The organism is Pseudomonas sp. AB39(2026) (genome assembly GCF_059831485.1).
In genome coordinates, this window is sequence record NZ_CP195212.1 from 2,585,102 (window position 1) to 2,608,475 (window position 23,374).

General features: G+C 59.5%; 22 protein-coding genes. 16 read left to right on the top strand and 6 right to left on the bottom strand.

Going from position 1 to position 23,374, the window contains the following annotated elements:
• Positions 1 to 3: 3 nt before the first annotated feature.
• Positions 4 to 1,017: a 3-oxoacyl-[acyl-carrier-protein] synthase III C-terminal domain-containing protein gene (locus ACSAMW_RS11750; protein WP_500590488.1), complete on the bottom strand. Its 1,014-nt coding sequence runs from the start codon at positions 1,015 to 1,017 to the stop codon at positions 4 to 6.
• Between the two features lie 666 nt (positions 1,018 to 1,683).
• Between ACSAMW_RS11750 and pmcY the strand changes: the two genes are divergently transcribed.
• Together pmcY and ACSAMW_RS11760 are read left to right on the top strand one after the other, a co-directional pair.
• The gene (gene pmcY, locus ACSAMW_RS11755) at positions 1,684 to 2,103 is read left to right on the top strand and encodes a periplasmic Zn2+ metallochaperone PmcY (protein ID WP_500590489.1); all 420 of its coding nucleotides are present in this window, start codon (positions 1,684 to 1,686) and stop codon (positions 2,101 to 2,103) included.
• A 6-nt stretch (positions 2,104 to 2,109) separates the two neighbouring features.
• The gene (locus tag ACSAMW_RS11760; RefSeq protein ID WP_500590490.1) at positions 2,110 to 3,009 is read left to right on the top strand and encodes a cation diffusion facilitator family transporter; all 900 of its coding nucleotides are present in this window, start codon (positions 2,110 to 2,112) and stop codon (positions 3,007 to 3,009) included.
• Here ACSAMW_RS11760 and ACSAMW_RS11765 read toward each other — a convergent pair.
• Entirely contained in the window at positions 2,994 to 4,079 is a 1,086-nt protein-coding gene (locus ACSAMW_RS11765) for a DUF6515 family protein (RefSeq protein WP_500590491.1), read from the bottom strand. The two genes, ACSAMW_RS11760 and ACSAMW_RS11765, sit on opposite strands and share 16 nt — an antisense overlap.
• A 439-nt stretch (positions 4,080 to 4,518) precedes the next feature.
• On the opposite strand from ACSAMW_RS11765, the gene ACSAMW_RS11770 reads away from it, so the two are divergent.
• The 4 genes from ACSAMW_RS11770 to ACSAMW_RS11785 all read left to right on the top strand — a co-directional run bounded on the left by ACSAMW_RS11770 (position 4,519) and on the right by ACSAMW_RS11785 (position 8,156).
• Positions 4,519 to 4,998 carry an Lrp/AsnC family transcriptional regulator gene (locus tag ACSAMW_RS11770; protein ID WP_500590492.1) on the top strand — a complete coding sequence of 160 codons (480 nt, stop codon included), beginning with the start codon at positions 4,519 to 4,521 and terminating at the stop codon, positions 4,996 to 4,998.
• Positions 4,999 to 5,067: 69 nt separating this feature from the next.
• Entirely contained in the window at positions 5,068 to 6,555 is a 1,488-nt protein-coding gene (gene amn, locus ACSAMW_RS11775) for an AMP nucleosidase (protein WP_178089029.1), read from the top strand.
• A 90-nt stretch (positions 6,556 to 6,645) separates the two neighbouring features.
• Positions 6,646 to 7,215 (top strand): pseudouridine synthase, encoded by a 570-nt coding sequence (locus ACSAMW_RS11780; protein WP_500594027.1) that lies wholly within the window; start codon positions 6,646 to 6,648, stop codon positions 7,213 to 7,215.
• 128 nt (positions 7,216 to 7,343) lie between these two features.
• Positions 7,344 to 8,156, top strand: coding sequence for an RHS repeat-associated core domain-containing protein (locus tag ACSAMW_RS11785; RefSeq protein ID WP_500590493.1), 813 nt, complete (start codon positions 7,344 to 7,346; stop codon positions 8,154 to 8,156).
• 17 nt (positions 8,157 to 8,173) lie between these two features.
• Here the strand turns inward: ACSAMW_RS11785 and ACSAMW_RS11790 are convergent, their stop codons facing one another.
• Positions 8,174 to 10,567, bottom strand: coding sequence for a 7TM diverse intracellular signaling domain-containing protein (locus tag ACSAMW_RS11790; protein ID WP_500590494.1), 2,394 nt, complete (start codon positions 10,565 to 10,567; stop codon positions 8,174 to 8,176).
• A gap of 256 nt (positions 10,568 to 10,823) precedes the next feature.
• Here ACSAMW_RS11790 and ACSAMW_RS11795 point away from each other — a divergent pair, with 256 nt between their 5' ends.
• From ACSAMW_RS11795 to ACSAMW_RS11810, 4 genes are all read left to right on the top strand, one after another.
• Entirely contained in the window at positions 10,824 to 11,621 is a 798-nt protein-coding gene (locus ACSAMW_RS11795) for a bifunctional hydroxymethylpyrimidine kinase/phosphomethylpyrimidine kinase (RefSeq protein WP_500590495.1), read from the top strand.
• Positions 11,622 to 11,670: 49 nt separating this feature from the next.
• Positions 11,671 to 12,294, top strand: coding sequence for a thiamine phosphate synthase (thiE, locus tag ACSAMW_RS11800; protein WP_500590496.1), 624 nt, complete (start codon positions 11,671 to 11,673; stop codon positions 12,292 to 12,294).
• A 20-nt stretch (positions 12,295 to 12,314) separates the two neighbouring features.
• Positions 12,315 to 13,595 carry a glutamate-1-semialdehyde 2,1-aminomutase gene (gene hemL / locus ACSAMW_RS11805; RefSeq protein WP_500590497.1) on the top strand — a complete coding sequence of 427 codons (1,281 nt, stop codon included), beginning with the start codon at positions 12,315 to 12,317 and terminating at the stop codon, positions 13,593 to 13,595.
• Between the two features lie 178 nt (positions 13,596 to 13,773).
• Entirely contained in the window at positions 13,774 to 14,322 is a 549-nt protein-coding gene (locus ACSAMW_RS11810) for a tetratricopeptide repeat protein (RefSeq protein ID WP_500590498.1), read from the top strand.
• A gap of 2 nt (positions 14,323 to 14,324) precedes the next feature.
• Here ACSAMW_RS11810 and ACSAMW_RS11815 read toward each other — a convergent pair whose 3' ends face one another.
• Positions 14,325 to 14,648, bottom strand: coding sequence for a DUF1820 family protein (locus ACSAMW_RS11815; RefSeq protein WP_168085099.1), 324 nt, complete (start codon positions 14,646 to 14,648; stop codon positions 14,325 to 14,327).
• A gap of 199 nt (positions 14,649 to 14,847) precedes the next feature.
• Here ACSAMW_RS11815 and ACSAMW_RS11820 point away from each other — a divergent pair, with 199 nt between their 5' ends.
• Genes ACSAMW_RS11820 through lnt form a run of 4 tightly spaced genes read left to right on the top strand, consistent with a single transcriptional unit; the run spans position 14,848 to position 18,710 of the window.
• The gene (locus tag ACSAMW_RS11820) at positions 14,848 to 15,840 is read left to right on the top strand and encodes a PhoH family protein (RefSeq protein WP_500590499.1); all 993 of its coding nucleotides are present in this window, start codon (positions 14,848 to 14,850) and stop codon (positions 15,838 to 15,840) included.
• Positions 15,833 to 16,333: an rRNA maturation RNase YbeY gene (gene ybeY, locus ACSAMW_RS11825; protein WP_500590500.1), complete on the top strand. Its 501-nt coding sequence runs from the start codon at positions 15,833 to 15,835 to the stop codon at positions 16,331 to 16,333. The genes ACSAMW_RS11820 and ybeY overlap by 8 nt, the downstream gene beginning before the upstream one ends.
• Before the next feature lie 8 nt (positions 16,334 to 16,341).
• A complete protein-coding gene (locus ACSAMW_RS11830) occupies positions 16,342 to 17,181 on the top strand; it encodes a CorC family transporter (RefSeq protein ID WP_500590501.1) in 840 nt (279 codons plus the stop codon).
• An 8-nt stretch (positions 17,182 to 17,189) separates the two neighbouring features.
• The gene (gene lnt / locus ACSAMW_RS11835) at positions 17,190 to 18,710 is read left to right on the top strand and encodes an apolipoprotein N-acyltransferase (protein WP_500590502.1); all 1,521 of its coding nucleotides are present in this window, start codon (positions 17,190 to 17,192) and stop codon (positions 18,708 to 18,710) included.
• A gap of 13 nt (positions 18,711 to 18,723) precedes the next feature.
• Here lnt and ACSAMW_RS11840 read toward each other — a convergent pair whose 3' ends face one another.
• Both ACSAMW_RS11840 and ACSAMW_RS11845 read right to left on the bottom strand, forming a co-directional pair.
• Positions 18,724 to 19,485, bottom strand: coding sequence for a YdcF family protein (locus ACSAMW_RS11840; protein WP_500590503.1), 762 nt, complete (start codon positions 19,483 to 19,485; stop codon positions 18,724 to 18,726).
• A gap of 41 nt (positions 19,486 to 19,526) precedes the next feature.
• Positions 19,527 to 19,832, bottom strand: a complete 306-nt coding sequence (locus ACSAMW_RS11845; protein WP_500590504.1) for a hypothetical protein — start codon at positions 19,830 to 19,832, stop codon at positions 19,527 to 19,529.
• Between the two features lie 243 nt (positions 19,833 to 20,075).
• On the opposite strand from ACSAMW_RS11845, the gene leuS reads away from it, so the two are divergent.
• Both leuS and ACSAMW_RS11855 read left to right on the top strand, forming a co-directional pair.
• Complete coding sequence (gene leuS / locus ACSAMW_RS11850; protein WP_500590505.1) at positions 20,076 to 22,682, top strand: leucine--tRNA ligase; 2,607 nt, start codon at positions 20,076 to 20,078, stop codon at positions 22,680 to 22,682.
• 68 nt (positions 22,683 to 22,750) lie between these two features.
• Positions 22,751 to 23,356 (top strand): LPS-assembly lipoprotein LptE, encoded by a 606-nt coding sequence (locus tag ACSAMW_RS11855; protein ID WP_500590506.1) that lies wholly within the window; start codon positions 22,751 to 22,753, stop codon positions 23,354 to 23,356.
• Positions 23,357 to 23,374: the final 18 nt, after the last annotated feature.

Consider the following 23,374-nt stretch of genomic DNA (forward strand, 5'->3'; position numbering starts at 1 on the left):
GGCTCAAGGCGCCTGCACATAGACCGGAGCATGGATATGCGCCTGCCCTAAAGACAGGCGACAAACGCTGACGGAAAACCCACCGCCAAACCCACAGGCGATCACTTGGTCCTGCTGCATGTTTTGTAGCTGCTGATGGTGGGTCAACATCAGAGGAATGGACGACGGCCCTGCTTCGCATACGCCGGCAACTTCCTTGGGAATTTTTTCAGGGGCGATGCCAAGCTTGCGTGCCACATAATGCAACATGAATGTACTGGCTTGGTGTAGAAGGAAGTAAGGCACCTCCTCCAGGTTTCGCTGCTGCGATGCCAGAAACCGAGTGATCATATAGGGGACTTTTTCGAAGGCGAAATTAATCAAACCCTCACTTTCAACTTCAAAAGCTTGCCGATAGGCCTTGTCTGTATCAATGTCATCATACGAGATGGAAGAGCGGAAGATCGGTGCCGGGTCAATACCCGTATCGAAATCAAAGGCAAGTTCGTCATCGCCCTGTTCCACTAGCGTGCAGGTTGCAGCGCTAGCGAAAACCAACTTCATGCCATGACGCTGCGGAGCCAGTGGCTCACTGATCATATCGCTAGTACACATCAGTACGCGCCTGCAGCCACCTGCTTTTACCAGCATAGCGGCCTGATAAAGGCCATAGATGTAGCAACTGCATGCACAACTCAGGTCAAACACTACAATATCCGCACGTAAGCCAAGCTTACGCGCTAGGTTAGCGCTGCTGGCAAGCATTGATGTCTCAGCAGCCTGGGTCACCAACACTAAACCGTCGATGCTCTCCGGGGCAATATTGCTGCGCATCATAAGATCCCGCACGGCGACCTCGCACAGCTCCACTGTAGCAAGGTGACCCGCAAGGTGGACCTGCTCGATCCCGGCATTTCTGGCAATGCGCTGCACATCAAGATCGCTGAACAGCAGATCAAAGTCACCACGGGAAGTACGCACTTGTGGAAGCGCAGCACTGACTGCTGCTACCCTGAGACCGGCAATCAATTTGGGCATTGCAGTCTCCCGCCACAGCTGTGCAGGGAATCTTTATCCGCATACGACTCTTTCAGCGCAAGGGCCCGGCTACACAGGCTCGGTATTTCATTCATAGTCGTTACTGGCCGCAATCTTGCAAAAATGATTAACTCGAAGGTGCTTGGCTGCTGCTTATCAAATAGGCCTCGACCGAGATAAATCGCATTACGGCATGCACGGACACCGCATCGAAGCCTGCACTCAACCTATTCTATTTCAAAGCTTTTAGCCACAGTAGAGCTTTTCAGTCCACAGTCTTCAAACCTGCGGTCTCGAATACGGTGCGCGCAAACCAGTAAAAATTACCCCTCCTGCAATATCTCCAGAGTATCGCAAACCAGAAAATTGAAAAAAAATTTACACATACTTCTGTAGGCCTGACTTCCTCTCCAACGGGTAGCCATGATAGTTCGTTAGTTCTAATAGCGCCTGCTTACCTTATATTTTAATAAAATGCGCAAGCCTCACATATGCCACTCTCCGCTCATAGGTGCACACTATGCCCAACGCACCACCCCTGCCAACGACAGCTAGCGGTAACGGCTGCTCCACGGTATAACGGCGAACCGCACGGTGTGGCGATGGTCGTACAGGGGCTGTACGACAGGTTGCCGTGACCATGCCCCTTACCCTCAGGAGAACTTGATGCGTTTCCCATCCCGTATGATTGGCAGTGTGGTGGTTGTGTCGGTGCTGACGCAGCTAACGGCGTGCGGCACATTGTTCTGGCCTGACCGTCGTGGCCAGATCGACGGCAAGATCGACCCGGTGATCGCGGTGCTCGATGCCGTGGGCATTTTGTTTTATGTCATTCCTGGCCTGATCGCCTTTGGCGTGGACTTTGCCACTGGCGCTATCTACCTGCCGGGGGGCACTCACGCACAGGTCGCCCCGGAGCTGCTCAAGGGCGCTGTGAACCCGGATGGCAGCGTGGACAACAAACGCCTGCAAGCCATTCTTGATGCTCAGCTGGGCAAACATCTACCTTTAGACGACCCGCGCCTGATCCAGCACCGCGGCAGTGTCGAACAACTGGCCGCGTACGGCCTGCGCCCGGCGGCCTGATCGCCCATGGTTATTGACGCACGCCATCGCCGCCTGCTTCGCCTGGCGACCCGTGCGTCGTTGGCCGTTGCTACAACATTGATACTGTGCAAGGCCATCGCCTGGTACCTGAGTGGCTCGGTCAGCCTGCTGGCAGGGTTGACTGATTCAATACTCGACGGCGCAGCCTCCTTCCTCAACCTGCTAGCCGTTCACTACGCCTTGCGCCCGGCCGACGATGACCACCGTTACGGCCATGGCAAGGCCGAAGCCCTGGCCGGTATGGGGCAGGCACTGTTTATCGGGGTCAGCGCGGTATTTATCGCGATCCAGGCCGTAGAGCGCTTACGCTCGCCAGCGCCCATTGGCGAAGCAGGGATCGGCATTGCGGTGATGCTGCTGTCACTGGTGCTTACCGTTGGCCTGCTGACGCTGCAGCACAAGGTGGTCAAGGAGACAGGCTCTACCGCCGTACGTGCAGACTCCCTGCACTACCGTTCGGACCTGATGCTCAACGGCAGTATCTTGGTGGCTTTGTTGCTGGCCCATTGGGGGTATCCACAAGTGGACGCTTTCTTCGGGTTGGCTATTTCGCTTTACATCCTGTGGAGCGCTTTCCAGATCGGCCAAGAGAGTGCAGCCATTCTCATGGACCAGGAACTGGACCCCGGTGTGGCCCAGGACATGCTCGCACTGGCCTGCGCCATCCCAGGCGTTCTAGGTGCTCATGACCTGCGGACGCGCATGTCTGGCCAGCACTGGTTCGTACAGCTGCATCTGGAGCTGCCGGGCACCCTGAGCCTTTCGGCGGCGCATGCTTTGTGTGAGCAGGTAGAGGCCGCCATTATTGCCCGCTTCCCGAAAGCCGAGGTGCTAGTACACGCGGACCCGGAAGAAGCAGTGAACCACGTTCAGTTCAAACCGTAACCACGGCTGGTCAAGCAATTTGCCATGCTCTGCCTGAACAGGTTTACCACCTGTTCGGACGGCGCATACGTGGCTGTTTCCGGGTTGAACCCCGTCTGCTGAGCGGCCCAGTTCTGGCAGGCGTACCTGTCCTGCTCCATCTGCGACGCCGTTTGGCCGTTGGCAGGGTAAAAGGCGACATCATAGCCAGCAGTGGGCGTGACAGGCTGTGGCTGGGACTGGACTGGAGCGATAGGGGTATCCACTACCACGTACTCCTGAGTGTCATTCAGCCATTGGTAATAGGTGCCGGCGGCTACGAAGAACATGCCACCTCCGATCCACACGCGAGAGGCATAGTCCGGCAGATAGCGCACACGAATGCCCCGAGGGGGTGGCGTGACGATGTACCCCCCGCGGTCTGGTCTATACCAGTAGCCACTGGAAAAGTAGTAGTCACTGCCACGGTAAGGCACTCGATAGTTATCCCCTGGGAAGCGGTCAATGCGCTGGCCTGGCCGATACTGAGGTCCGGGCCCCCATCCGTTGCCGTGGGGGCGGGCATCCCAGTTGTGATCGGGGTAGCCACCCCCGTGCCACCCAGGGCCGCCGTGAGGCCGAGGCAGGTCGGGATAGCTGCCAATCAGCGGCGGCTCAGTCTGCCGCACTTCGCCAGGCTTGGGCTGGATCGGAAGGCTATTGTCTGGCCGTGGCGGCGGTGGGCGATCGTTGCCGTTCGGGTTAGCCTGCCAACCCTGCCCGTTCTGCGGGCCTGGCCCCATGCCTGGGCGTTGATTGCCGGGCGGCGAATAGTTGGGTTGCCCGTAAGGTGCTGGCTGATAAGGCGTTGCCTGGTAGGCAGGCGGCAAGTAATTGGGCCGCTGAGCGCCTGGCCGTGGGCCGTCCGGGCGGTTGTAGCCTGGCTGTGGTGGGCGCTGTGGCCCCTGAGGCCCATTGCCTTGGGGCTGCCGATTGGGCGCAGCGCCACGTAGCTGGTCCTGGGCACTGGGCGTGTTATCAGCGAACGTCGGGGTGCCAAGGCAGAGGCACAGCGCGGACGCACTGGCCAGGCACCAGTCGCGGGTTTTCATGGTTGATCCTCGATAGGTGCGGGGCACTGACATTTGACTTGAAAAACCAAAGACGGTTCTGGGCGGCTATCAGCTGCTTTAAGAAGGTTATCGGCCGCGTGGTGGGTTTCATGAAAGAGCGCCCACAAAAAAAGGAGGCCCCATGGCCTCCTTCGAAAACAGCGTCCAGGCGCGTCGCTTGTGGCAACGGCTCACACATGCCAGCCTGATTGAGCCGGCACCAAACCCGGTGGCCAGTCGCGCCTGTGGGGGCGGTGGCCGCAGGCGGCCTGATTGGGCGGCCTGCAGTGGACGTATGTCCGGGTGGTGATCATGGTGTAAAGCTTATCGCGCAAGTCGCAGCACAGGATTGCGAAGATTGTCTCTGTAAAGGGCTATTGCGCAATATATAACCGTCTGGACATAATCGACCGCAATTAATCCCATCCAGGTACGCACCATGGGCAAGCTGGACCGTTACGATCTGAACATTCTTGCTGAATTACAGCGTGATGCGCGCATTTCCAACCAGGAGCTGGCCGAGCGTATCGGTTTGTCTCCTTCGCCATGTTCGCGCCGCGTCAAACAGCTGGAAGACGATGGCTATATCACTCGCCAGGTGGCGCTTCTGGACAGAAAGAGGCTGGGCCTGAACCTGACGGCTTATGTACTGATCGGCATGGACCGCCATACGCCAGAACGCTTCGAAAACTTCGAAGCGGCTGTACGCAACCTGCCTCAAGTACTGGAATGCAGCCTGGTCACGGGCATGGAAGCCGACTACCAGCTCAAGGTTGTGGTCCAAGACATGGACCATTATCAGCAATTGCTACTGGGGCATCTCACGCGTATCGAAGGGGTAACCAGTGTGCGCTCCAGCTTTGTACTTAATCAGGTGATTGCGAGCTCTGAGCTGCCGTTGTCTCACTTGCGGCCGTGAACATTGCTTCATAGCCGCGTGTACAAGGGGTGGTAAAACGGTGTGGAACAGGCAAGATAAACGCCTTGCCTGAAAGAGAAGGATCCGCCTGTGAGCACCGAGCCGTTTGTTACCTTTAGCACCCCTGAACAGGCTGTGGATCGCCTGGCCTGGCTGCATGAGCGCGCCACTACTGCGCTCAGCCAAGCCCTCAAGCGCTACTTGAAAGACCGTACCGAACCCAGCCCCGAGGAAAGGGCACAGTTTCGGTACCCCGAACTCCGGTTTACCTACCAGTCACATGGCGAAGTGCCCAGCACCACCCGCGCCTACGCCAAACTGCAGTTGCCTGGCACCTACTCGGTTACCGTGACCCAGCCGGCAGCGTTCCGCAAATACCTGATTGAACAGCTGGCCCCGCTGATCCGCGATTTCGACGTGACCCTGGAAGTAGGCGTAAGCCAGCAGGACATTCCCTACCCTTATGTGGTGGAGCAAGGCGACGAGCTGGCCGGCACAGGCGTGACCGCAGCGGCACTGGCCCGCGTGTTCCCCAGCACGGACCTGTCCGCAGCAACGGACAACATTGCCGACGGCCTGTATGACTGGGCGGACGCCGACCCCCTGCCCCTGGCCTTGTTCGATGCCGCGCGGGTGGACTTCAGCCTGCGCAGGCTGGTGCACTACACCGGCAGCGACTGGCGCCATGTACAGCCCTGGATTCTGCTCACCAACTACCACCGGTATGTGGACCAGTTCGTGGCCCATGGCCTGGAACAACTGAACAGCGATCCGCGTTTCGTCCGCCTGGTCATGCCGGGGAACGTCATCATTGAAAAAGGCATGGACCATGGCGAAACCCAGGCACTGGTCGCCAGCGTGGTCTGGCATCGCTACCAGATGCCGGCTTACCACCTGATCGCCGCCGATGGCGATGGCATCACCCTGGTCAATATCGGTGTGGGCCCGTCCAACGCCAAGAACATCACCGATCACCTGGCTGTGCTGCGCCCGCACTGCTGGTTGATGATCGGCCACTGCGGTGGCCTGCGCGCCTCGCAAACCATAGGGGACTACGTGCTGGCGCATGCCTACATGCGCCGCGATGGCATCCTGGACCGTCTGGTGCCGCCGCACATCCCAATACCGGCACTGGCCGAAGTGCAACTGGCCTTGCAGGACGCAGCCGCCCAAGTAACCGGCGAGCGAGGCGACGAACTCAAGAAGCGCCTGCGCACCGGAACCGTACTGACCTACGACGACCGCAATTGGGAACTGCGCTGGGCTCAGGAGCGGCCGCTGATCAACCTCTCCCGCGCCGTGGCCGTAGATATGGAAAGCGGTACCATTGCCGCCCAAGGTTACCGCCTGCGTGTTCCCTACGGCACTTTGCTGTGTGTCTCGGACAAACCGCTGCACAGTGAAATCAAGCTGCCGGGCTCGGCGAACGCCTTCTACAACCGCGCAGTGAGCCAGCACCTCACCATTGGTATCACGGCCCTGGACCTGCTGCGCACCCAGCTCAACGCACTGCACTCTCGCAAGCTGCGCAGCTTCGACGAGCCGCCGTTCCGCTGATCGTAAGCGGCGGGGCTGCTATGCTATCGGCCCCGCTGCAATCGGTTTGCCTTTATGCCTGCTCCTACCCGTCGCCCTCTGCCTCGCCGCCTGGCCAAAGCGGCCCCGGCCACCCCTCGGCTTATCCTGCTCAACAAGCCCTTCGACGTGTTGACCCAGTTCAGCGACGATCAAGGGCGCCCAACGCTCAAGGATTACCTGGACCTGCCCGGCGTTTACCCGGCAGGGCGCCTGGACCGCGACAGCGAAGGCCTGTTGATGCTAACCAACGACGGCCGCTTGCAAGCACGTATTGCCGACCCAAAGCACAAGCTGGCCAAAACGTACTGGGTACAGGTAGAAGGCGAGCCTACCGAAGCGCACCTCAAACAATTGCGCGAGGGCGTGGTGCTCAACGACGGCCCTACGCTGCCAGCTGAAGCCCGCTTGATGGCCGAACCCGCCCTGTGGGCGCGCAACCCGCCCGTGCGCTTTCGCAAAAGCATACCTACGGCCTGGCTGGAACTGGTGATACGGGAAGGCCGTAACCGGCAGGTAAGGCGCATGACTGCCGCAGTGGGCTTGCCCACCCTGCGGCTGGTGAGGGTAAAGATAGGGCCCTTTGACCTGGAAGGGCTAGAGCCTGGCCAGTGGCGGGAGGTGGATTCAACCCACGTGTAAAAATAATACTGCGCAGTATCAACATACTGAACGCGGTACAGGTGTATACCTAGGTGTTTGATAGCTGTGCAGCAGCAAAGTGACATGGTACCTATAGCTCTACTATGAACTAGACAGGCCATGCCATTATGAAAAAGGCCAATGTGATACATCTGTTACTGACAAGCGAGTCAGGCTGCACATTTGATACAGGGCCCTACGGATACACACGAGCAACGTCTTACAGCTACTTCAACTTCTGCCGTGCAAGCGGTGGCAAACCGTATCACCCCTTGGGGAATGGGCGCCGTTTTTACCACACGGTACCCATGCGCTTCCTTCAGCCTGACACCCTTAGCCCCTTCGGCCCTGGGGGGTTGAGCAGTTATGCGTACTGCCTGAACGACCCTATCAACAGAAACGATCCAACGGGCGCAGCGTCTGTCTTTGGACAGCTTGCAGGGCGATTTGGCAAGCTATTCAAGCGTAAGCCTCCAAAAGGTCTTTATGAACGCCCCAATAACTTTTCTCTAAAGGCAGCAGAGGCTCTTGAAAATCACCAGCCCTTTGAGATTTTTGAAGAGCTCGAAATTTATCAACAAAGCTCATACAAAGGCAGGGCAGTATTTATAACAGACGAAAAATCCCTAGCTAACCTGAAAAATAGAAAACAATACCTTTTCGCTATGTCACGCGAGGGAAAAATTGTTGCAAGCCCTTGGGATTGGCGAAACCATATACCTACTCATGCGGCGCTTGCTGAAGAGCTTGAGAGCAGGGAAATAATTTCGGCAGGGGTACTAAAAAGAAAAGGTAAGAAGCTTGTAAGAATCACCAATAACTCTGGTCACTTCAAGCCCGACAAAGAGTCACTTGATAACGCTGCCTGGCAGTTATCAAGCTTTGGCATATCCGTTCAAATAAAGCCGTGGGAGGCTCCTGAACCATGGCGCAATCGCTGAATATGTTCCAGCTTACGTTAGGTAGTGGCTGCCGGGCTGTGCAGCGCTACAGAAGAGGTTGCCAGCAGTTGCATTGCCAACACCCCTTGCAGCACCTCGAAACGCACAGGGCGCGTGATCACGGCGGCCGCGCCTGCATCCAGGCAGCGCTGGCGATCGGCACTGGACGCGCTGTCGATCAGGGCCAGCAGGTTTAAACGCGTCGAGCCCTGCCGTAGCCGACCCAGTTGTTCAAGCAGTGCGTCCATACCACCATTGGCTTCCAATAGCACGGCAGTCGCGGGCTGGTCCCCTGCACGTTCCAGCACAATCGCTTCGCTGCCCAGGCTGTGCACCTTGTACCCCAGGCGCAGCAACATCCCGCGAGTAAACAACTGGTCCACGCGCTCATTCTCAATCAGCACCACCGTGCAGTCCCCCGGGTAACGCCCACTTGGGCTGCCAGGCGCACCCCAGCGTACCGCCTGCTCAGGCGCAGGCCCATCTACACCCAATGTTAGGGTCAGCTCGAAACAACTGCCTTGCCCAGGTTCGGATTGGTGGCTGAGCAGGCCGCCTACCAGCGTCGCCAATTGGCGCGAAATGGCCAACCCTATGCCCAACCCACCGTGCTCGCGGGTACTGGACGCATCACCCTGATAAAACTGTTGGTAAAGCGTGTCGTCGGGCACATCCAGGCCAATGCCTGTATCGATGACCCGGAACACCACGCGCACCTCGCTGTAGTGCTGCTCAAGGGCTGCCACTTCCAACGTAACCGAGCCGGCTTGAGTAAACTTGATGGCGTTGTCCAGCAAACGCCCCAGGCATAACGCTATTTTCTTCAAGTCGCCATGCAAGGTATCGGGCACACCGGGCACGACGCGGGTGCGCAGGGCGAGCCCTTTGCCAGTGGCTTGGCCGACAAACTGCATGTGCAGGCTATCCAGTAATACCTGCAGGCGGAACGGTGCCTGTTGCGAAGACAGGCGCCCGGCCTGTAGCTCGGTAAGAATCAGAATATCGTCCACCATGCGCATCATGTCGCGGGCCGAATGGGCTGCCGTGCGCTGATAGATGGCCAGCTCGGCGCCCATGGGCACGGTCTGCATCAGTTCCAGCGAGCCGATCACGCCGTTCATGGGCGTGCGCAGTTCGTGGGTCACTGTGGCAAGGAATCCATCTTTGAGGCGATTGCTGTTGGACAGCTGAAGGTTCAGCGCTTCAAGCCGCTGATGGGCATCCATCAGCACCTGAGCCTGCTGGTCGCGCATCACGTTGATACGGTGGGCCAACGCCAAAGACAGCAAGGCCACTTCCAGCGCCGAGCCCAGTTGGCTGGCATACATGGTCAAGAATACATTGGGCAGCAGACCTAGCACCATGAACGTGTTGGCAAAGCCGCCCACCAGGAATGCCGACCAAGCAATCATGAAGTAGCGGGCCTGCCGCTGCCCTTTGGACCAAGCGATGGTGCCTGCAATGAAAATCAGGAGAATGAATACCAAGGCCAGCCCGGTCGCCAGGCGTAGCGCCAGGCCATGGCCTTCCATCAACGACACCCCCATGACCGCAACGCCTGCGCCCATCAACAGGGTTAAAAGGCGGTCCAGCCAGGGGCTATGGCTAGGGGTGTGCAGGAAATAACGCGAAAACTGGCAGCCAAAAAAGGCTGCTGCGCCAACGAAGAAAGGCGTGGCCGCATTCGCCCACCAAGGGTTGTCAGGCCAGAAGAACTGAATGCCTGCGCCATTGATCGAGACCTGGTACAACCCGAACGAGGCAATATAAAGGATGTAGTACAGGTAGCTGGTATCGCGGACGCTGAGGTAGATAAACAAGTTGTAGACCAGCATCACCAGCAGCACGCCGTAGATCAGGCCGAACACGTAGATCCGTTCTGGCTGTGCTTCCAGATACGCTTCTGTAGACCATAGCGAAAGAGGTACCTGGACCGAGCCCTCGCTCTGGACACGCAACAATACTGTGCGGTGCTCGCCAGGCTTGAAGGGCACGCTGAACACATAGGTATTCTGCTTCAACGGCCTGCTGGCCCATGGCAGCTCATCCCCTGTTCGAGCTTCAACCCGCCAGCTTCCGTTGTTGTCCTGCAGGTAAAGGTCCACATGGTCCATGGGCGGATAAGCCAGCTCCAGTAACCAATTGCGTACGCTGTTGGAGGTATGGGTGGGGACATAGTGCAGGTCCACCTTGAGCCAGAAGGCTGCGCTGGAATAGCCTGCGTTCAATACAGCGGTGGTGTTTGGCGTGAAGGGCTGCGCCAGCACCTGGTCCAGGGTAGCCGTGCCGGCCTTGTCCTCGAAATACGCCAGGTGCTGCCCGAGGGGCAGTGCGCGCGTGCTGTCATCAAAGTCCACCGCGCCTGCCAGCAAGGGCAACACGCACAGCATCAGAAAGAAAATGTAGCGCATACCGCCCCATTACAGATGCCAGGCACCGTAGGCCCCTTCAAGCTCCCTTTGAGCCGACGTGCTGGCAACCTGTTATCAATTTTGCCGCATCCTACCATGCCGATTACGGCTGGATCACTTCCTCGCCAGTGCGTTGCGGCCAAGCATTTTTTTGTAATGGCTTGGGGGCTAGGCCTGCATGCCCCAAGGGTTGAGCCGTTAAAATCAGCCTTGCCGTAGCCACGCTCCCGCTGCTTTGGTGATAAGCTCGCGCACCATGAATACCTACACTTCCCGCCCTGTTGTTCTCTGCCTCTCGGGCCACGACCCTAGTGGCGGTGCCGGCCTGCAGGCCGATATCGAGGCCCTGATTGCCCAGGGCTGCCATGCCGCCCCGGTGGTCACTGCTCTAACGGTACAGAACACCGTGGATGTGCTGGATTTCCGCGTGCTGGACCGTGAATGGGTACTGGCCCAGGCCCATGCGGTGATGGCAGATTCGGCTATTGCTGCGATCAAGCTAGGCATGCTGGGTTCGCTGGCCATGGTCGATACCGTGGTCGAGGTGATCCTGGCCAACCCAGGCATCCCCGTCGTCTGCGATCCGGTGCTGCGGGCAGGCGGCGGCGGCCGATTAGGCAAGGATGAAGTAGGCTATGCCATTCGTGAACGCGTGCTGCCCTTGGCCACCATCACCACGCCCAACCTGCCCGAAGCGCGTATCCTGGCAGAGCTGCCTGACGGCTCTGCCCAAGCCTGTGCCCAGGTGCTGCTTGCCCACTGCCCCCATGTGCTGATCACTGGCGGCCATGGCGATGAGCAGGACATTCACAACCGGTTGTTCAGCCGTAACGGCTCGCAAGACACGCGCACTTGCCAGCGCCTGCCAGGTAGCTACCATGGTTCCGGTTGTACCTTGGCCAGTGCCTTGGCGGGTCGCCTGGCCTTGGGTCAAAGCCTGACCAGTGCCGTGCACACGGCACTGGACTACACCTGGCGTACCTTGCGTGATGCCGAGCAACTGGGCAAAGGCCAGTATGTGCCACGCCGGTTGCCACTGGACTTCTGCCACTGAATACGCCTGCTCAGGGCGGCAAGCCTTACATGGCCCCAAGAGGTTTGAAATGAAACGACGCGGGCTCTATGCCATCACTGATCACAGGCTGTTGGCCGGGCACTTTCTGGACTATGTGAAAGCGGCCCTGGACGGCGGCGTTACGCTGCTGCAGTACCGCGACAAGAGCCAGGACGAGGCGCGTCGCCTGCGCGAGGCTCAAGCCCTGCTGCGTGTGTGTGAAAGCTACAACACATCCCTGATCATCAATGACGATGCCGAGCTGGCGGCTCGGCTGGGTGTGGGGGTCCATCTGGGCCAGACCGACGGCCCGCTCGCCCCCGCGCGCAGCCTGTTGGGGCCCAAGGCAATTATCGGCGCTACTTGCCATGCCGACCTTGGCCTGGCACGCCAGGCTGCCGCCGAAGGTGCCAGCTACGTAGCCTTTGGTCGCTTCTTCGACTCGGCCACCAAACCCGAGGCGCCCCCGGCCAGTCTGGATTTACTAACGCAGGCACGTGCCGAGCTGAAGGTGCCGATCTGTGTGATCGGCGGTATCACGCTGGAAAACGCACCGCAGGTACTGGCGCGCGGTGCCGACCTGCTGGCCGTAGTGCATGCCCTGTTTGCCGCTGATACCGCCGCTGACGTCACTCGCCGCGCCCTTGCCTTCAACGCGCTGTTTAGCGCCTGAATCGATCGAGAGAATTGCCCATGTCCCGCTCCGAACACCTTTTTGCTGCTGCCCAGAAACATATCCCTGGCGGCGTGAACTCTCCTGTGCGCGCATTCAAGAGCGTGGGCGGTACGCCTTTGTTCTTCAAGCACGCGGCGGGCGCCTACGTGACAGACGAAGACGACAAGCGCTATGTGGACTACGTGGGTTCCTGGGGCCCGATGATCCTTGGCCATAGCCACCCGGATGTGCTTCAGGCGGTACGCGACCAGCTGGAGCACGGCCTGTCCTACGGCGCGCCTACTGAAATGGAAACGCAAATGGCCGAGCGGGTATGCTCCCTGGTACCGTCCATGGAAATGGTACGCATGGTCAGCTCCGGCACCGAGGCCACCATGAGCGCCATACGGCTGGCCCGTGGCTTTACAGGTCGCGACAGCATCATCAAGTTCGAAGGTTGCTACCACGGCCATTCGGACAGCCTGCTGGTCAAGGCGGGCAGCGGCGCCTTGACCCTGGGCGTGCCCAGCTCACCTGGCGTACCTGCCGCGTTTGCACGTCATACGCTCACCCTCCCCTTCAACGACTTGGATGAAGTCGAGAAATTGCTGGCCGAGTCCGGCGACGAAGTGGCCTGCATCATCGTCGAGCCGGTAGCTGGCAACATGAACTGTGTGCCGCCTGCGCCAGGCTTCCTGGAGGGGCTGCGCACCCTGTGTGATCAGCATGGCGTGGTACTGATCTTCGACGAGGTCATGACAGGTTTCCGCGTGGCCCTCGGTGGTGCCCAGGCTTACTACGGCGTTACCCCCGACCTGTCCACGTTCGGCAAGATCATCGGCGGCGGCATGCCGGTAGGCTGCTTTGGCGGCAAGCGTGAAATCATGTCCCACATCGCGCCGCTCGGCCCGGTGTACCAGGCCGGTACCCTGTCTGGAAACCCGCTGGCCATGGCTGCAGGCCTGACTACGCTCAACCTCATCAGCCGGCCTGGGTTCCATGACGAACTGACAGCCTATACCAGTACGATACTCGATGGCCTGCAACAACGGGCTGACGCGGCGCAGGTGCCCTTTGTGACCACCCAGGCGGGAGGGATGTTCGGGTTGTATTTCAGCGGTGCTGACGACATCGTCACCTTCCAGGACGTGATGGCAAGCGATGCGGAACGATTCAAGCGTTTCTTCCATCTGATGCTGGACGGCGGCGTCTACCTGGCACCCAGCGCCTTCGAAGCCGGGTTTACCTCCATCGCCCACGGCGAAGCGGAATTGAAGATCACGCTGGACGCAGCTGAGCGCGCCTTTGCCCAGTTATAACGCCAACGCCTTTCCATTTGATGCACGGCTGTGCCCACCTCTATGGGGCTGGTACGGCCGTATCAATACGGAAAAATCCCAGTAAAGCTTTGTAAGGTGCGGCTGGCTTATTTCATAATGTGCGCATTGTCATCGCCAGGGCGGGCCTCCCCGCCAGCTCAGAGGTAAATCGATTCCCATGAACCGCACCGGCCGCGCCCTTTCCCTGGGCTGCCTGATGCTCCTCGTACCGCTGATGGCGCAGGCTGAAAGCAATTCATTGCTGGTGCCAGCGCCCAGCCGCTGCATCCTCGACAACGCCCCAGCAGACCTACCCGCTGCCATTACGGCCTGTGAGCAGGCGGCAGCCAGTGGCGACCCCCAGGCAGAATACGAACTGGGCCGGCTTTACTACGAAGGCAAGCAGGCCGAACGCGACCTCAACAAGGCATTGACCTACTTCGAGCAGGCATCACTCAAGGGCCACCCTGATGCGCAATACCACCTGGGGCTGATGTTCTTTCGCGGCGAAGGTGTACCGGCGAACAACATACAGGCTTATATCGTACTCAAGATGGCAGCCGTCAATGGCGCTGAGGATGCGTTGGACTCAGCTGATGAAGTGTCGGCGAGCATGAGTCACGAAGACCTTCAGCGGGCTACCGAAGTGCTGGGGCAGATCTTCCGCAAGTACCTGCTGGAACTGCAAACCGCCGATGGCCGTACGCCGTTCTCACCGCTGCCTTAACCCTACCTGTCTGGCACCGGCAAGGGAAAGGGCATCACATTGCCTACGCCTTGGGCGTCGGAAATCTTTGCCGTACCCAGGCGCTCTACTTCATCGATACGCACAATCGAATGAACCGGGACAAAGCTGCGCACTACCCCTTCGAATTGCGTCTTGAGCTTTTCTTCGCTCGGGTCGACGATCATTTGGGTACGCTCGCCAAACACAAACTCTTCCACCTCAAGAAAGCCCCACAGCTCGCTCTGGTAGATATGTTTGGCGTACATCTCGAACACTTGCCCCTGATTGAGGAAGATCACTTTATAGATGGGATCGCGCTTGGTCATCGTCTTCCGGGGAAACAATTGGAAAGGAAAAAGGGCCGCGATCATAGCATGGGGCAGGCTCATCAATGGCCACACGCTGTCTTTTAAACAGGGCAATGCGCACCCTGTCAGCCCATCATTGCGTTGCGCTTTCACCTTATGGCCCTTGGGGGTATCCTTGGGTCCAACTTCTCAGCCGTAGAGCGGCCAAAAAACGACCTTGAACGCACCTATAGAACCCCATCGCTTTACCCTGGAGCCCTTCGAAGCTCGCCGGTTCGCCAACCTGTGCGGCCAGTTCGACGAGCATCTTCGCCTGCTTGAACAACGCCTGGATGTGGAAATCCGCAACCGAGGCAACCAGTTCGAGATCATTGGCCAGCCTGAGGCTTCTCACTCCACCGAATTGCTGCTACGCCGCCTGTACAGGGAAACCAAGGCCACCGAGCTATCGCCGGATATGGTGCACCTGTTCCTGCAAGAGTCGGCTGTCGAAGCACTGGGCGATCCCGCCAATAACGAAGTGGCTGTGAGCCTTCGCACCCGCAAGGGCATGATTCGCCCGCGGGGGCTCAACCAGCAGAAGTACGTCAAGGCGGTATTGGCCAACGACATCAATTTCGGGATCGGCCCGGCAGGTACGGGCAAGACCTACCTGGCGGTAGCGTGCGCGGTAGACGCGCTGGAACGCGAACAGGTGCGTCGCATTCTGCTGGTCCGCCCTGCAGTAGAGGCTGGCGAGAAGCTGGGCTTCCTGCCTGGCGACCTGGCGCAAAAGATCGACCCGTACCTGCGCCCTCTCTACGACGCCCTGTACGAGATGCTTGGCTTTGAACACGTGGCCAAGCTGATCGAGCGGCAAGTGATCGAGATTGCGCCGCTGGCCTACATGCGGGGGCGCACCTTGAACAACAGCTTCATCATTCTCGACGAAAGCCAGAACACCACCACCGAGCAGATGAAGATGTTCCTGACCCGCATCGGCTTTGGGTCCACGGCCGTGATCACAGGCGATATCACCCAGGTCGATTTGCCTAAAGGCACGCGCTCCGGGCTTGCCCATGTGATGGATGTGCTCAAGGATGTACCCGGCATCAGCTTTACCCATTTCAAACCCAAGGATGTGGTTCGCCACCCCTTGGTGCAGCGCATCGTAGAGGCCTATGAGCGCTTCGACGAAACGGCTGCCCAGGGTAACCCCCGTCATGGTTGAGCTTGATCTGCAGCAGGCCAGTTCACGTGCCATTCCCAGCGAGGCGCAGTTCCGGCAATGGTGCGCGCTGGCCCTGCGCCAACGCACGGCAGATTCGGAACTCACTATCCGCATTGTTGACGAAGCGGAAGGGCAGTTGCTGAACAACACCTACCGGCAGCGAGACTACCCTACCAATGTGCTGTCGTTTCCGGCAGACGTGCCCGACGACATGCTGGACATTCCGCTGCTAGGCGACTTGGTGGTGTGTGCAGCGGTCGTGGAGCGTGAAGCGGCCGAGCAGGGCAAGCCGGTGGACGCTCACTGGGCCCATATGGTTATTCATGGCTGCTTGCATTTGCTGGGCTATGACCATATTGACGACGAAGAAGCCGATGAGATGGAAAGCCTGGAACGGGAGTTGCTTGCAGAACTGGGGCATCCCGATCCCTATGCAGAACCTGTCACATCGCCAAACATCCCATCCTCCGCTGTATCCAAGGAACACGAGTAAACAACGCCATGAGCGAAGATCGATCGAGCAACGGGCAGAAGTCCTGGCTGGAAAAAATCACCCAGGCTTTTGCCCATGAGCCGAAAAACCGCCAGGAGCTCCTTGAGCTGCTGCGCGAAGCCCACAGCAACAAGCTGCTGGACAGCGAAGCGCTGGCCATTGTGGAAGGGGCCATCCAGGTCGCCGACCTTCAGGTACGGGACATCATGGTGCCCCGCTCTCAGATGATCACCATCAAGGCCACGCAGGCACCAAAAGACTTTCTGCCGGCGGTCATTGACGCGGCCCACTCCCGCTATCCGGTCATGGGCGAGAACCATGACGAGGTGCTGGGCGTACTGTTGGCAAAAGACCTCCTGCCCTTGATCCTGAAAGGCACTACAGAAGGTTTCGACATCAAGGCGATGCTGCGCCAAGCCACCTTCGTGCCGGAATCCAAGCGCCTGAACGTGCTGCTGCGGGAGTTTCGCGCCAACCACAATCACATGGCTATCGTCATTGACGAGTACGGCGGTGTGGCAGGCCTGGTCACTATCGAAGACGTGCTTGAGCAGATCGTTGGCGATATCGAAGACGAGCACGATGTTGAGGAAGACAGCTACATCAAGCCGCTGCCCAGTGGCGACTTTCTTGTCAAGGCGCTGACGCCCATCGAAAACTTCAACGAAGCGTTCGGCAGCGACTTCTCTGATGACGAGTTCGATACCATCGGCGGCCTGGTCATGAGCGCCTTTGGCCACTTGCCCAAGCGTAACGAAACCACGGAGATCGGAAACTATCGGTTCCGCATTCTCAACGCCGACAGCCGGCGAATCCATCTGCTGCGCCTAACACCGATAAACCGCTAAGGACCCCCATGCGCTGGATCACCCACCCCGGCTGGCCCGGTAACTTGCTGGCCGTGGTGGCTGGCGGCCTGACCACCCTGGCCTTGGCGCCGTTCGATATCTGGCCATTGGCCGTATTGTCGCTGGCGCTGTTCTACTTGGGGCTACGCCACCTTAGCCCTCGCCAGGCCTTTGCACGGGGCTGGTGCTACGGCTTTGGCACATTCGCGGCGGGGACCAGCTGGATCTACGTCAGCATTCATACCTACGGTGGTGCATCTGCCCTGCTGGCAGGCCTGCTGATGTTCGGGTTCATTGCGGGGGTAGCACTGTTCTTCGCGCTGCCAGCCTGGCTATGGGCGAAGTTGGTACGCAACACCACCTCGCCTCTAGGTGACAGCCTGGGGTTCGCCGCCTTATGGGTTGCTCAGGAAGCCTTCCGAGGCTGGTTTCTCACCGGCTTCCCATGGCTGTATATGGGCTACAGCCAATTGGAAGGCCCCATGGCCGGCTTGGCACCGGTAGGCGGTTTGTGGCTGGTGTCTTTCTGCCTGGCGTTGACCGCCAGCGTAATATGCAACATCCCCGGTTTGCGTGCTCATAAAGGCTTACTCGTGACGGGGCTGGCCCTGTTGTTAGCGCCCTGGCTGGTGGCCACGTTGGTACAAGGCAAGGCGTGGACAGCGCCGGCTGGCAAACCACTTACCGTGGCTGCGCTTCAGGGCAACATCGCACAAAGCCTGAAATGGGACCCGGCGCAGATCGACGCTCAGCTTGAGCTTTACCGGGACCTCACCCTTAAGGCTCGCCGCACCGACCTGGTGGTATGGCCGGAAACAGCGGTGCCTGTGCTACTTGATAGCGCCCGCGGCTACCTCAACGGCTTGGGAGACTTCGCTGCCAGTCGGCAATCGGCACTGATCACTGGCGTGCCCATTCGCCAGGAAGTAGACCACGAGCGGCGCTATTACAACGGGATCACCGTGGTAGGCAATGGCCAGGGCACCTACCTTAAGCAAAAGCTGGTCCCCTTCGGCGAATACGTTCCTTTGCAGGAGCTGCTACGGGGGCTGATTGCCTTCTTCGACCTGCCCATGTCCGACTTCGCTCGGGGCCCGGCCGACCAGCCCTTGCTACAGGCCAAGGGGTATGAAATCGCACCTTACATCTGCTACGAAGTGGTCTACCCGGAGTTTGCAGCCAGCATGGCAGCGCGCAGCGACCTGCTGCTGACGATCAGCAATGACACTTGGTTCGGCACCTCCATTGGCCCGCTGCAACACCTTCAGATGGCCCGCATGCGTGCCCTGGAGGCCGGGCGCTGGATGATCCGGGCCACCAACAGTGGTGTAACTGCACTGATTGACCCCCAAGGGCGCATCACTGAACGCCTGCCCTCGTTTGAAGTGGGCGTGATGTATGGCGAGGTAGTGCCCATGGGCGGCCTTACGCCTTACCTGCAATGGCGTGCCTGGCCACTGATCGGCTTGTGCACCCTTATTTTCGGTTGGGCACTCTGGCAGCGCCGCACACGTTCAATGGCCGAATAGGTTACGCCTGCAATCAATAAAACAGACGATAGCCCAGTTGGCCCACGGCTTCGTTCAGCAACTGGGTGGTCTGCCAGAAGGCTTTTGCATCAGGTATCCAGCCACTGAGAGGGCGCCCGTTACTGTGGCTTAGAAAACCGACCGGGGCGCTTACTACCTCAAGCCCGGCGTGCTCGAAACTCCAGCGCGCGCGGGGCATGTGCCAGGCTTGGGTCACTACCACAACACGGCGCAGCCCTTGGGCCTTTAACAATTGGGCACTAAAGGTCGCGTTTTCCCAGGTGGTACGGCTATGGGGCTCAAGCCAGCGTGTTTCTATGGAAAAGTCCTGTTCAAGCGACTTTGCCATAATGTGGGCCTCGCTGGGCGGCTCGCCGTAGTGCAGCCCACCAGACGTCAACAGCGGCAAGCCGCTGGCTTTAGCCAGCGCTGCGGCATAGCGCAGTCGTTCCAATGCGATGCCCGTAGGCTGATCCTCACCCCCCCAGGCCGGGTCTCCCCGCTCCCGCCCTGCCCCCAGTACAACGATAGCGTCCGCACGCTGGCCCAGGGTTGCCCAACCCTCGACCGGCAGGGGTGGCTCTGTTTCCAATAGCGTGGCGCCCCCCTGCATGGCTGCAGGGAGACTCATCACAATGAACCCCACCAGGCCCGCTGCAAAACAGGTGATGGCCACCCGAGGTGCCCGGTGGCGCATCAGCCAGCCTGTCAGCAGCAGCATGATCAACAGGCAGGGAGGGTAGAAAAGCTGTTTCAGCAGGTAGCGAGCAAACATCGGGCACCCTCTCCTTGGCGGGTGCCCGATGGTATCAGGAACTACTCGAACGGCAGGGCTTGGGCATCGCTTTGCCGGGGTCGACGACGTCGGTCTTTAAGCCAGATCACATTGCCGAGCGGGTCTGCCCCTAACCGCGCTGGCACGGGTGGCACCAATGCACCACTGGCGTGCAGGTAGGCATTGAGCCAATCGAATTCGACGCGGGTGAGGCCTTTGAGCTCAAGCTCGGCAGGTATTTCCTGACGCAGGTGCCTGGACGTACGGGCAACATCCAGTGCCAGGCCCAGGCGATCTAACAGGCGCTCGTAAAGCGCCGGTTCAATGGCTGTGAGATGTGTTTTCACCCTCTGCTGACCTCTGTACTAACGAAACTTTTATCCCCACTCAACAGCTTAGCGGCACCCCTCGCCCAAGCTTGCTGCTGCGACCAACGGAGCACGCACAGCAATCAGCGTTTCACAGGCCCCGCGGGGGTCATGTATGCTACGGCGTTCATTGAGACACTTAGGCTAGCCTGGTCTCGGGCCACTGCGCTCGTTGCCTCCGAGCCTGGACAAGGTCGCCCACTTCCCCAGCAAAAAGTAGCCATGCACGAACACTACCAGCCTCGCGAAATCGAAGCCGCCGCCCAAGCTTTCTGGGATGCGCGCAAGTCCTTTGAAGTCAGTGAAGAGCCCGGCAAGCCGACCTACTACTGCCTGTCCATGTTCCCGTACCCCAGCGGCAAGCTGCACATGGGGCATGTGCGCAACTACACCATTGGCGACGTGATCGCCCGCTATCAGCGCATGCTGGGCAAGAACGTGCTGCAGCCCATGGGCTGGGATGCGTTCGGCATGCCGGCGGAAAACGCCGCGATGAAAAACAATGTCGCGCCGGCCAAGTGGACGTACGAAAACATCGCTTACATGAAAACCCAGCTCAAGAGCCTGGGGTTGGCGATCGACTGGTCGCGGGAAGTGACCACCTGCAAGCCTGATTACTACCGTTGGGAACAATGGCTGTTCACTCGCCTGTTCGAAAAGGGCGTGATCTACCGAAAGAACGGCACCGTGAACTGGGACCCGGTTGACCAGACCGTCCTGGCCAACGAGCAGGTGATCGATGGCCGTGGCTGGCGTTCGGGCGCCGTGATCGAGAAGCGGGAAATCCCGATGTACTACTTCAAGATCACTGCCTACGCCGAAGAGCTGCTGCAAGGCCTGGACGACCTGCCGGGCTGGCCGGAGCAGGTCAAGACCATGCAACGCAACTGGATCGGCAAGTCCAAGGGCATGGAGGTTCGCTTCCCTTATCACCAGCCCTCCATTGGCGAAGACGGCGTGCTGAAGGTCTTCACCACTCGCCCCGACACCCTGATGGGCGCCACCTATGTGGCCGTTGCCGCCGAACACCCGCTGGCTACTTTGGCCGCCCAGGGTGATGCCGACCTGCAGGCTTTCATTGCCGAATGCAAGGCAGGCAGCGTGGCCGAGGCCGACATGGCCACCCAGGAGAAAAAGGGCCGTGCTACCTCGTTGTTCGTGGAGCACCCGCTCACGGGCGAAAAACTGCCTGTCTGGGTCGCCAACTATGTGCTGATGCATTACGGCGACGGTGCAGTGATGGCCGTGCCTGCCCATGACGAGCGTGATTTCGAATTCGCCAGCAAGTACAACCTGCCTATCAAGGCGGTAGTGCGCACCAGTGCCGGTGATGAAACGCCAGCGCCTTGGCAGGCGGCCTATGGCGAACACGGGCAGCTGATCAACTCTGGTGAATTCGATGGGCTGGACTTCGAAGGCGCATTCGACGCCATGGAAGTGGCCCTTCTGAAGAAAAACCTGGGCCAGTCCCGGGTGCAATACCGCCTGCGCGACTGGGGCATCAGCCGCCAGCGCTACTGGGGCTGCCCGATCCCGATCATCCACTGCGACGGCTGTGGTGATGTGCCCGTGCCGGAAGACCAACTGCCGGTGGTCCTGCCCGAGGACGTGGTACCCGACGGTGCCGGTTCGCCGCTGGCACGCCTGCCCGAATTCTATGAGTGCGCCTGCCCGCGTTGTGGCCAAGCCGCGCGCCGCGAAACCGACACCATGGACACCTTCGTGGAGTCGTCCTGGTACTTCGCGCGCTATGCCTCGCCTCGCTACGAAGGTGGCATGGTCGACCCTGCTGCAGCTAACCACTGGTTGCCGGTAGACCAGTACATCGGTGGTATCGAACACGCCATTCTCCACCTGCTCTACGCTCGCTTCTTCCACAAGCTGATGCGCGATGAAGGCCTGGTCACTTCCAGCGAGCCCTTCACCAACCTGCTAACCCAGGGCATGGTGATTGCCGAGACCTACTACCGCACAGAGGCCAATGGCGGGAAAACCTGGTTCAACCCGGCGGACGTGGACCTGGAGCGCGATGCCAAGGCCAAGGTCATCCGGGCCACCCTACGCAGCGACGGCCAGCCGGTGGAAATCGGCGGCACCGAGAAGATGTCCAAGTCCAAGAACAATGGCGTGGACCCGCAATCGATGATTGATCAGTTCGGGGCTGACACGTGCCGGCTGTTCATGATGTTCGCCTCGCCGCCGGACATGAGTGCCGAATGGTCTGATGCCGGTGTGGAAGGTGCCAACCGTTTCCTGCGCCGCGTATGGCGGCTGGCCCAGGCACACGTCGCTCAAGGTATACCGAGCCCACTGCAGGTCACCGGGCTCAACGACGGCCAGAAAGTCGTTCGCCGTGCCATCCACCTTGCCATTCGCCAGGCCGGCCAGGATGTAGGCCAGCACCACAAGTTCAACACGGCTATTGCTCAGGTCATGACCTTGATGAACGTGCTGGAAAAAGCCCCTCAGGTGGACGAGCAGGACCGTGCCTTGCTGCACGAAGGCTTGGAGGCCGTCACCCTGCTGTTGGCCCCGATCACGCCTCACCTGTCGCATGAGCTGTGGCAACGCCTGGGCCATGGCGAGCCGGTCATCGATGCGGCCTGGCCGAAGCATGATGAGTCCGCCCTGGTACAGGACACCCTTACCCTGGTGATTCAAGTGAACGGCAAATTGCGTGGCCAGATCGACATGCCTGCGGGTGCAAGCCGTGAAGACGTCGAAGCGGCAGCGCGCAGCAACGAGAACGTGCTGCGCTTTACCGAAGGCCAGACCATTCGCAAGGTTATCGTGGTGCCAGGCAAGCTGGTCAACATCGTCGCCAACTGATCCCGGCCCCGAGGCGCCTGGCGCTTCGGGGTGCGTCGGCTAATAAAGGTTTGAAGGAGCAACACGCAATGATCAAACGTAACCTGCTGGTATTGGGGCTCGCCACGCTGCTGAGCGCTTGCGGTTTCCAGCTGCGCGGCACTGGCACCAATGAAATGGCCGTCAAGGAAATGGATGTGAAGGCACGTGATGCCTACGGTACAACGGTCAACGACCTGCGCGCGGCCCTTCAGCGTAGTGGTGTGGCGGTGGTTTCCGGTGCTCCATACACCCTTACATTGACCAATGAAAGCGAAGACAACCGTAGTGCGACCTATACAGGCTCGGCACGCTCTTCGGAAATCGAGCTGACCCTGCGCGCGGACTACACCATCACTGGCAGCCAGCAACGGGTGCTGGTCAGCGATCATATGGACGTACAGAAGATATACGTGCATGACAGCAATAACCTGACCGGGTCCGATCAGGAAGCCAGCCGGGTGCGTACTGAAATGCGCCGCGAGCTGATCCAGCGGATGATGCTGCGCCTGGCGCAACTGACCCCGGCCGAGCTGCAAAAGCGCCAGGCCCAAGAAGACGCCAAGGCCGAAGCCGCAGCAGCCGCTGAAGCGGCGGCACAGCGTGTGCGTGATGAAACACCACAGCAGTCACCGATGCAGCTGCCTGGCCAGTGATCGGCTTGGGTAAACGCC

Excerpts from the sequence above, each read along its gene's own strand:
- ACSAMW_RS11815 (WP_168085099.1), bottom strand. The coding sequence starts at position 14,648 with ATGACCAAGCGCGATCCCATCTATAAAGTGATCTTCCTCAATCAGGGG.
- ACSAMW_RS11840 (WP_500590503.1), bottom strand. The coding sequence starts at position 19,485 with ATGTTTGCTCGCTACCTGCTGAAACAGCTTTTCTACCCTCCCTGCCTG.
- ACSAMW_RS11810 (WP_500590498.1), top strand. The coding sequence starts at position 13,774 with ATGAACCGCACCGGCCGCGCCCTTTCCCTGGGCTGCCTGATGCTCCTC.
- thiE (WP_500590496.1), top strand. The coding sequence starts at position 11,671 with ATGAAACGACGCGGGCTCTATGCCATCACTGATCACAGGCTGTTGGCC.
- ACSAMW_RS11750 (WP_500590488.1), bottom strand. The coding sequence starts at position 1,017 with ATGCCCAAATTGATTGCCGGTCTCAGGGTAGCAGCAGTCAGTGCTGCG.
- ACSAMW_RS11785 (WP_500590493.1), top strand. The coding sequence starts at position 7,344 with ATGAAAAAGGCCAATGTGATACATCTGTTACTGACAAGCGAGTCAGGC.
- ACSAMW_RS11765 (WP_500590491.1), bottom strand. The coding sequence starts at position 4,079 with ATGAAAACCCGCGACTGGTGCCTGGCCAGTGCGTCCGCGCTGTGCCTC.
- ACSAMW_RS11795 (WP_500590495.1), top strand. The coding sequence starts at position 10,824 with ATGAATACCTACACTTCCCGCCCTGTTGTTCTCTGCCTCTCGGGCCAC.
- leuS (WP_500590505.1), top strand. The coding sequence starts at position 20,076 with ATGCACGAACACTACCAGCCTCGCGAAATCGAAGCCGCCGCCCAAGCT.
- ybeY (WP_500590500.1), top strand. The coding sequence starts at position 15,833 with ATGGTTGAGCTTGATCTGCAGCAGGCCAGTTCACGTGCCATTCCCAGC.
- ACSAMW_RS11760 (WP_500590490.1), top strand. The coding sequence starts at position 2,110 with ATGGTTATTGACGCACGCCATCGCCGCCTGCTTCGCCTGGCGACCCGT.
- ACSAMW_RS11770 (WP_500590492.1), top strand. The coding sequence starts at position 4,519 with ATGGGCAAGCTGGACCGTTACGATCTGAACATTCTTGCTGAATTACAG.
- hemL (WP_500590497.1), top strand. The coding sequence starts at position 12,315 with ATGTCCCGCTCCGAACACCTTTTTGCTGCTGCCCAGAAACATATCCCT.
- pmcY (WP_500590489.1), top strand. The coding sequence starts at position 1,684 with ATGCGTTTCCCATCCCGTATGATTGGCAGTGTGGTGGTTGTGTCGGTG.
- lnt (WP_500590502.1), top strand. The coding sequence starts at position 17,190 with ATGCGCTGGATCACCCACCCCGGCTGGCCCGGTAACTTGCTGGCCGTG.
- ACSAMW_RS11855 (WP_500590506.1), top strand. The coding sequence starts at position 22,751 with ATGATCAAACGTAACCTGCTGGTATTGGGGCTCGCCACGCTGCTGAGC.
- ACSAMW_RS11790 (WP_500590494.1), bottom strand. The coding sequence starts at position 10,567 with ATGCGCTACATTTTCTTTCTGATGCTGTGCGTGTTGCCCTTGCTGGCA.
- ACSAMW_RS11830 (WP_500590501.1), top strand. The coding sequence starts at position 16,342 with ATGAGCGAAGATCGATCGAGCAACGGGCAGAAGTCCTGGCTGGAAAAA.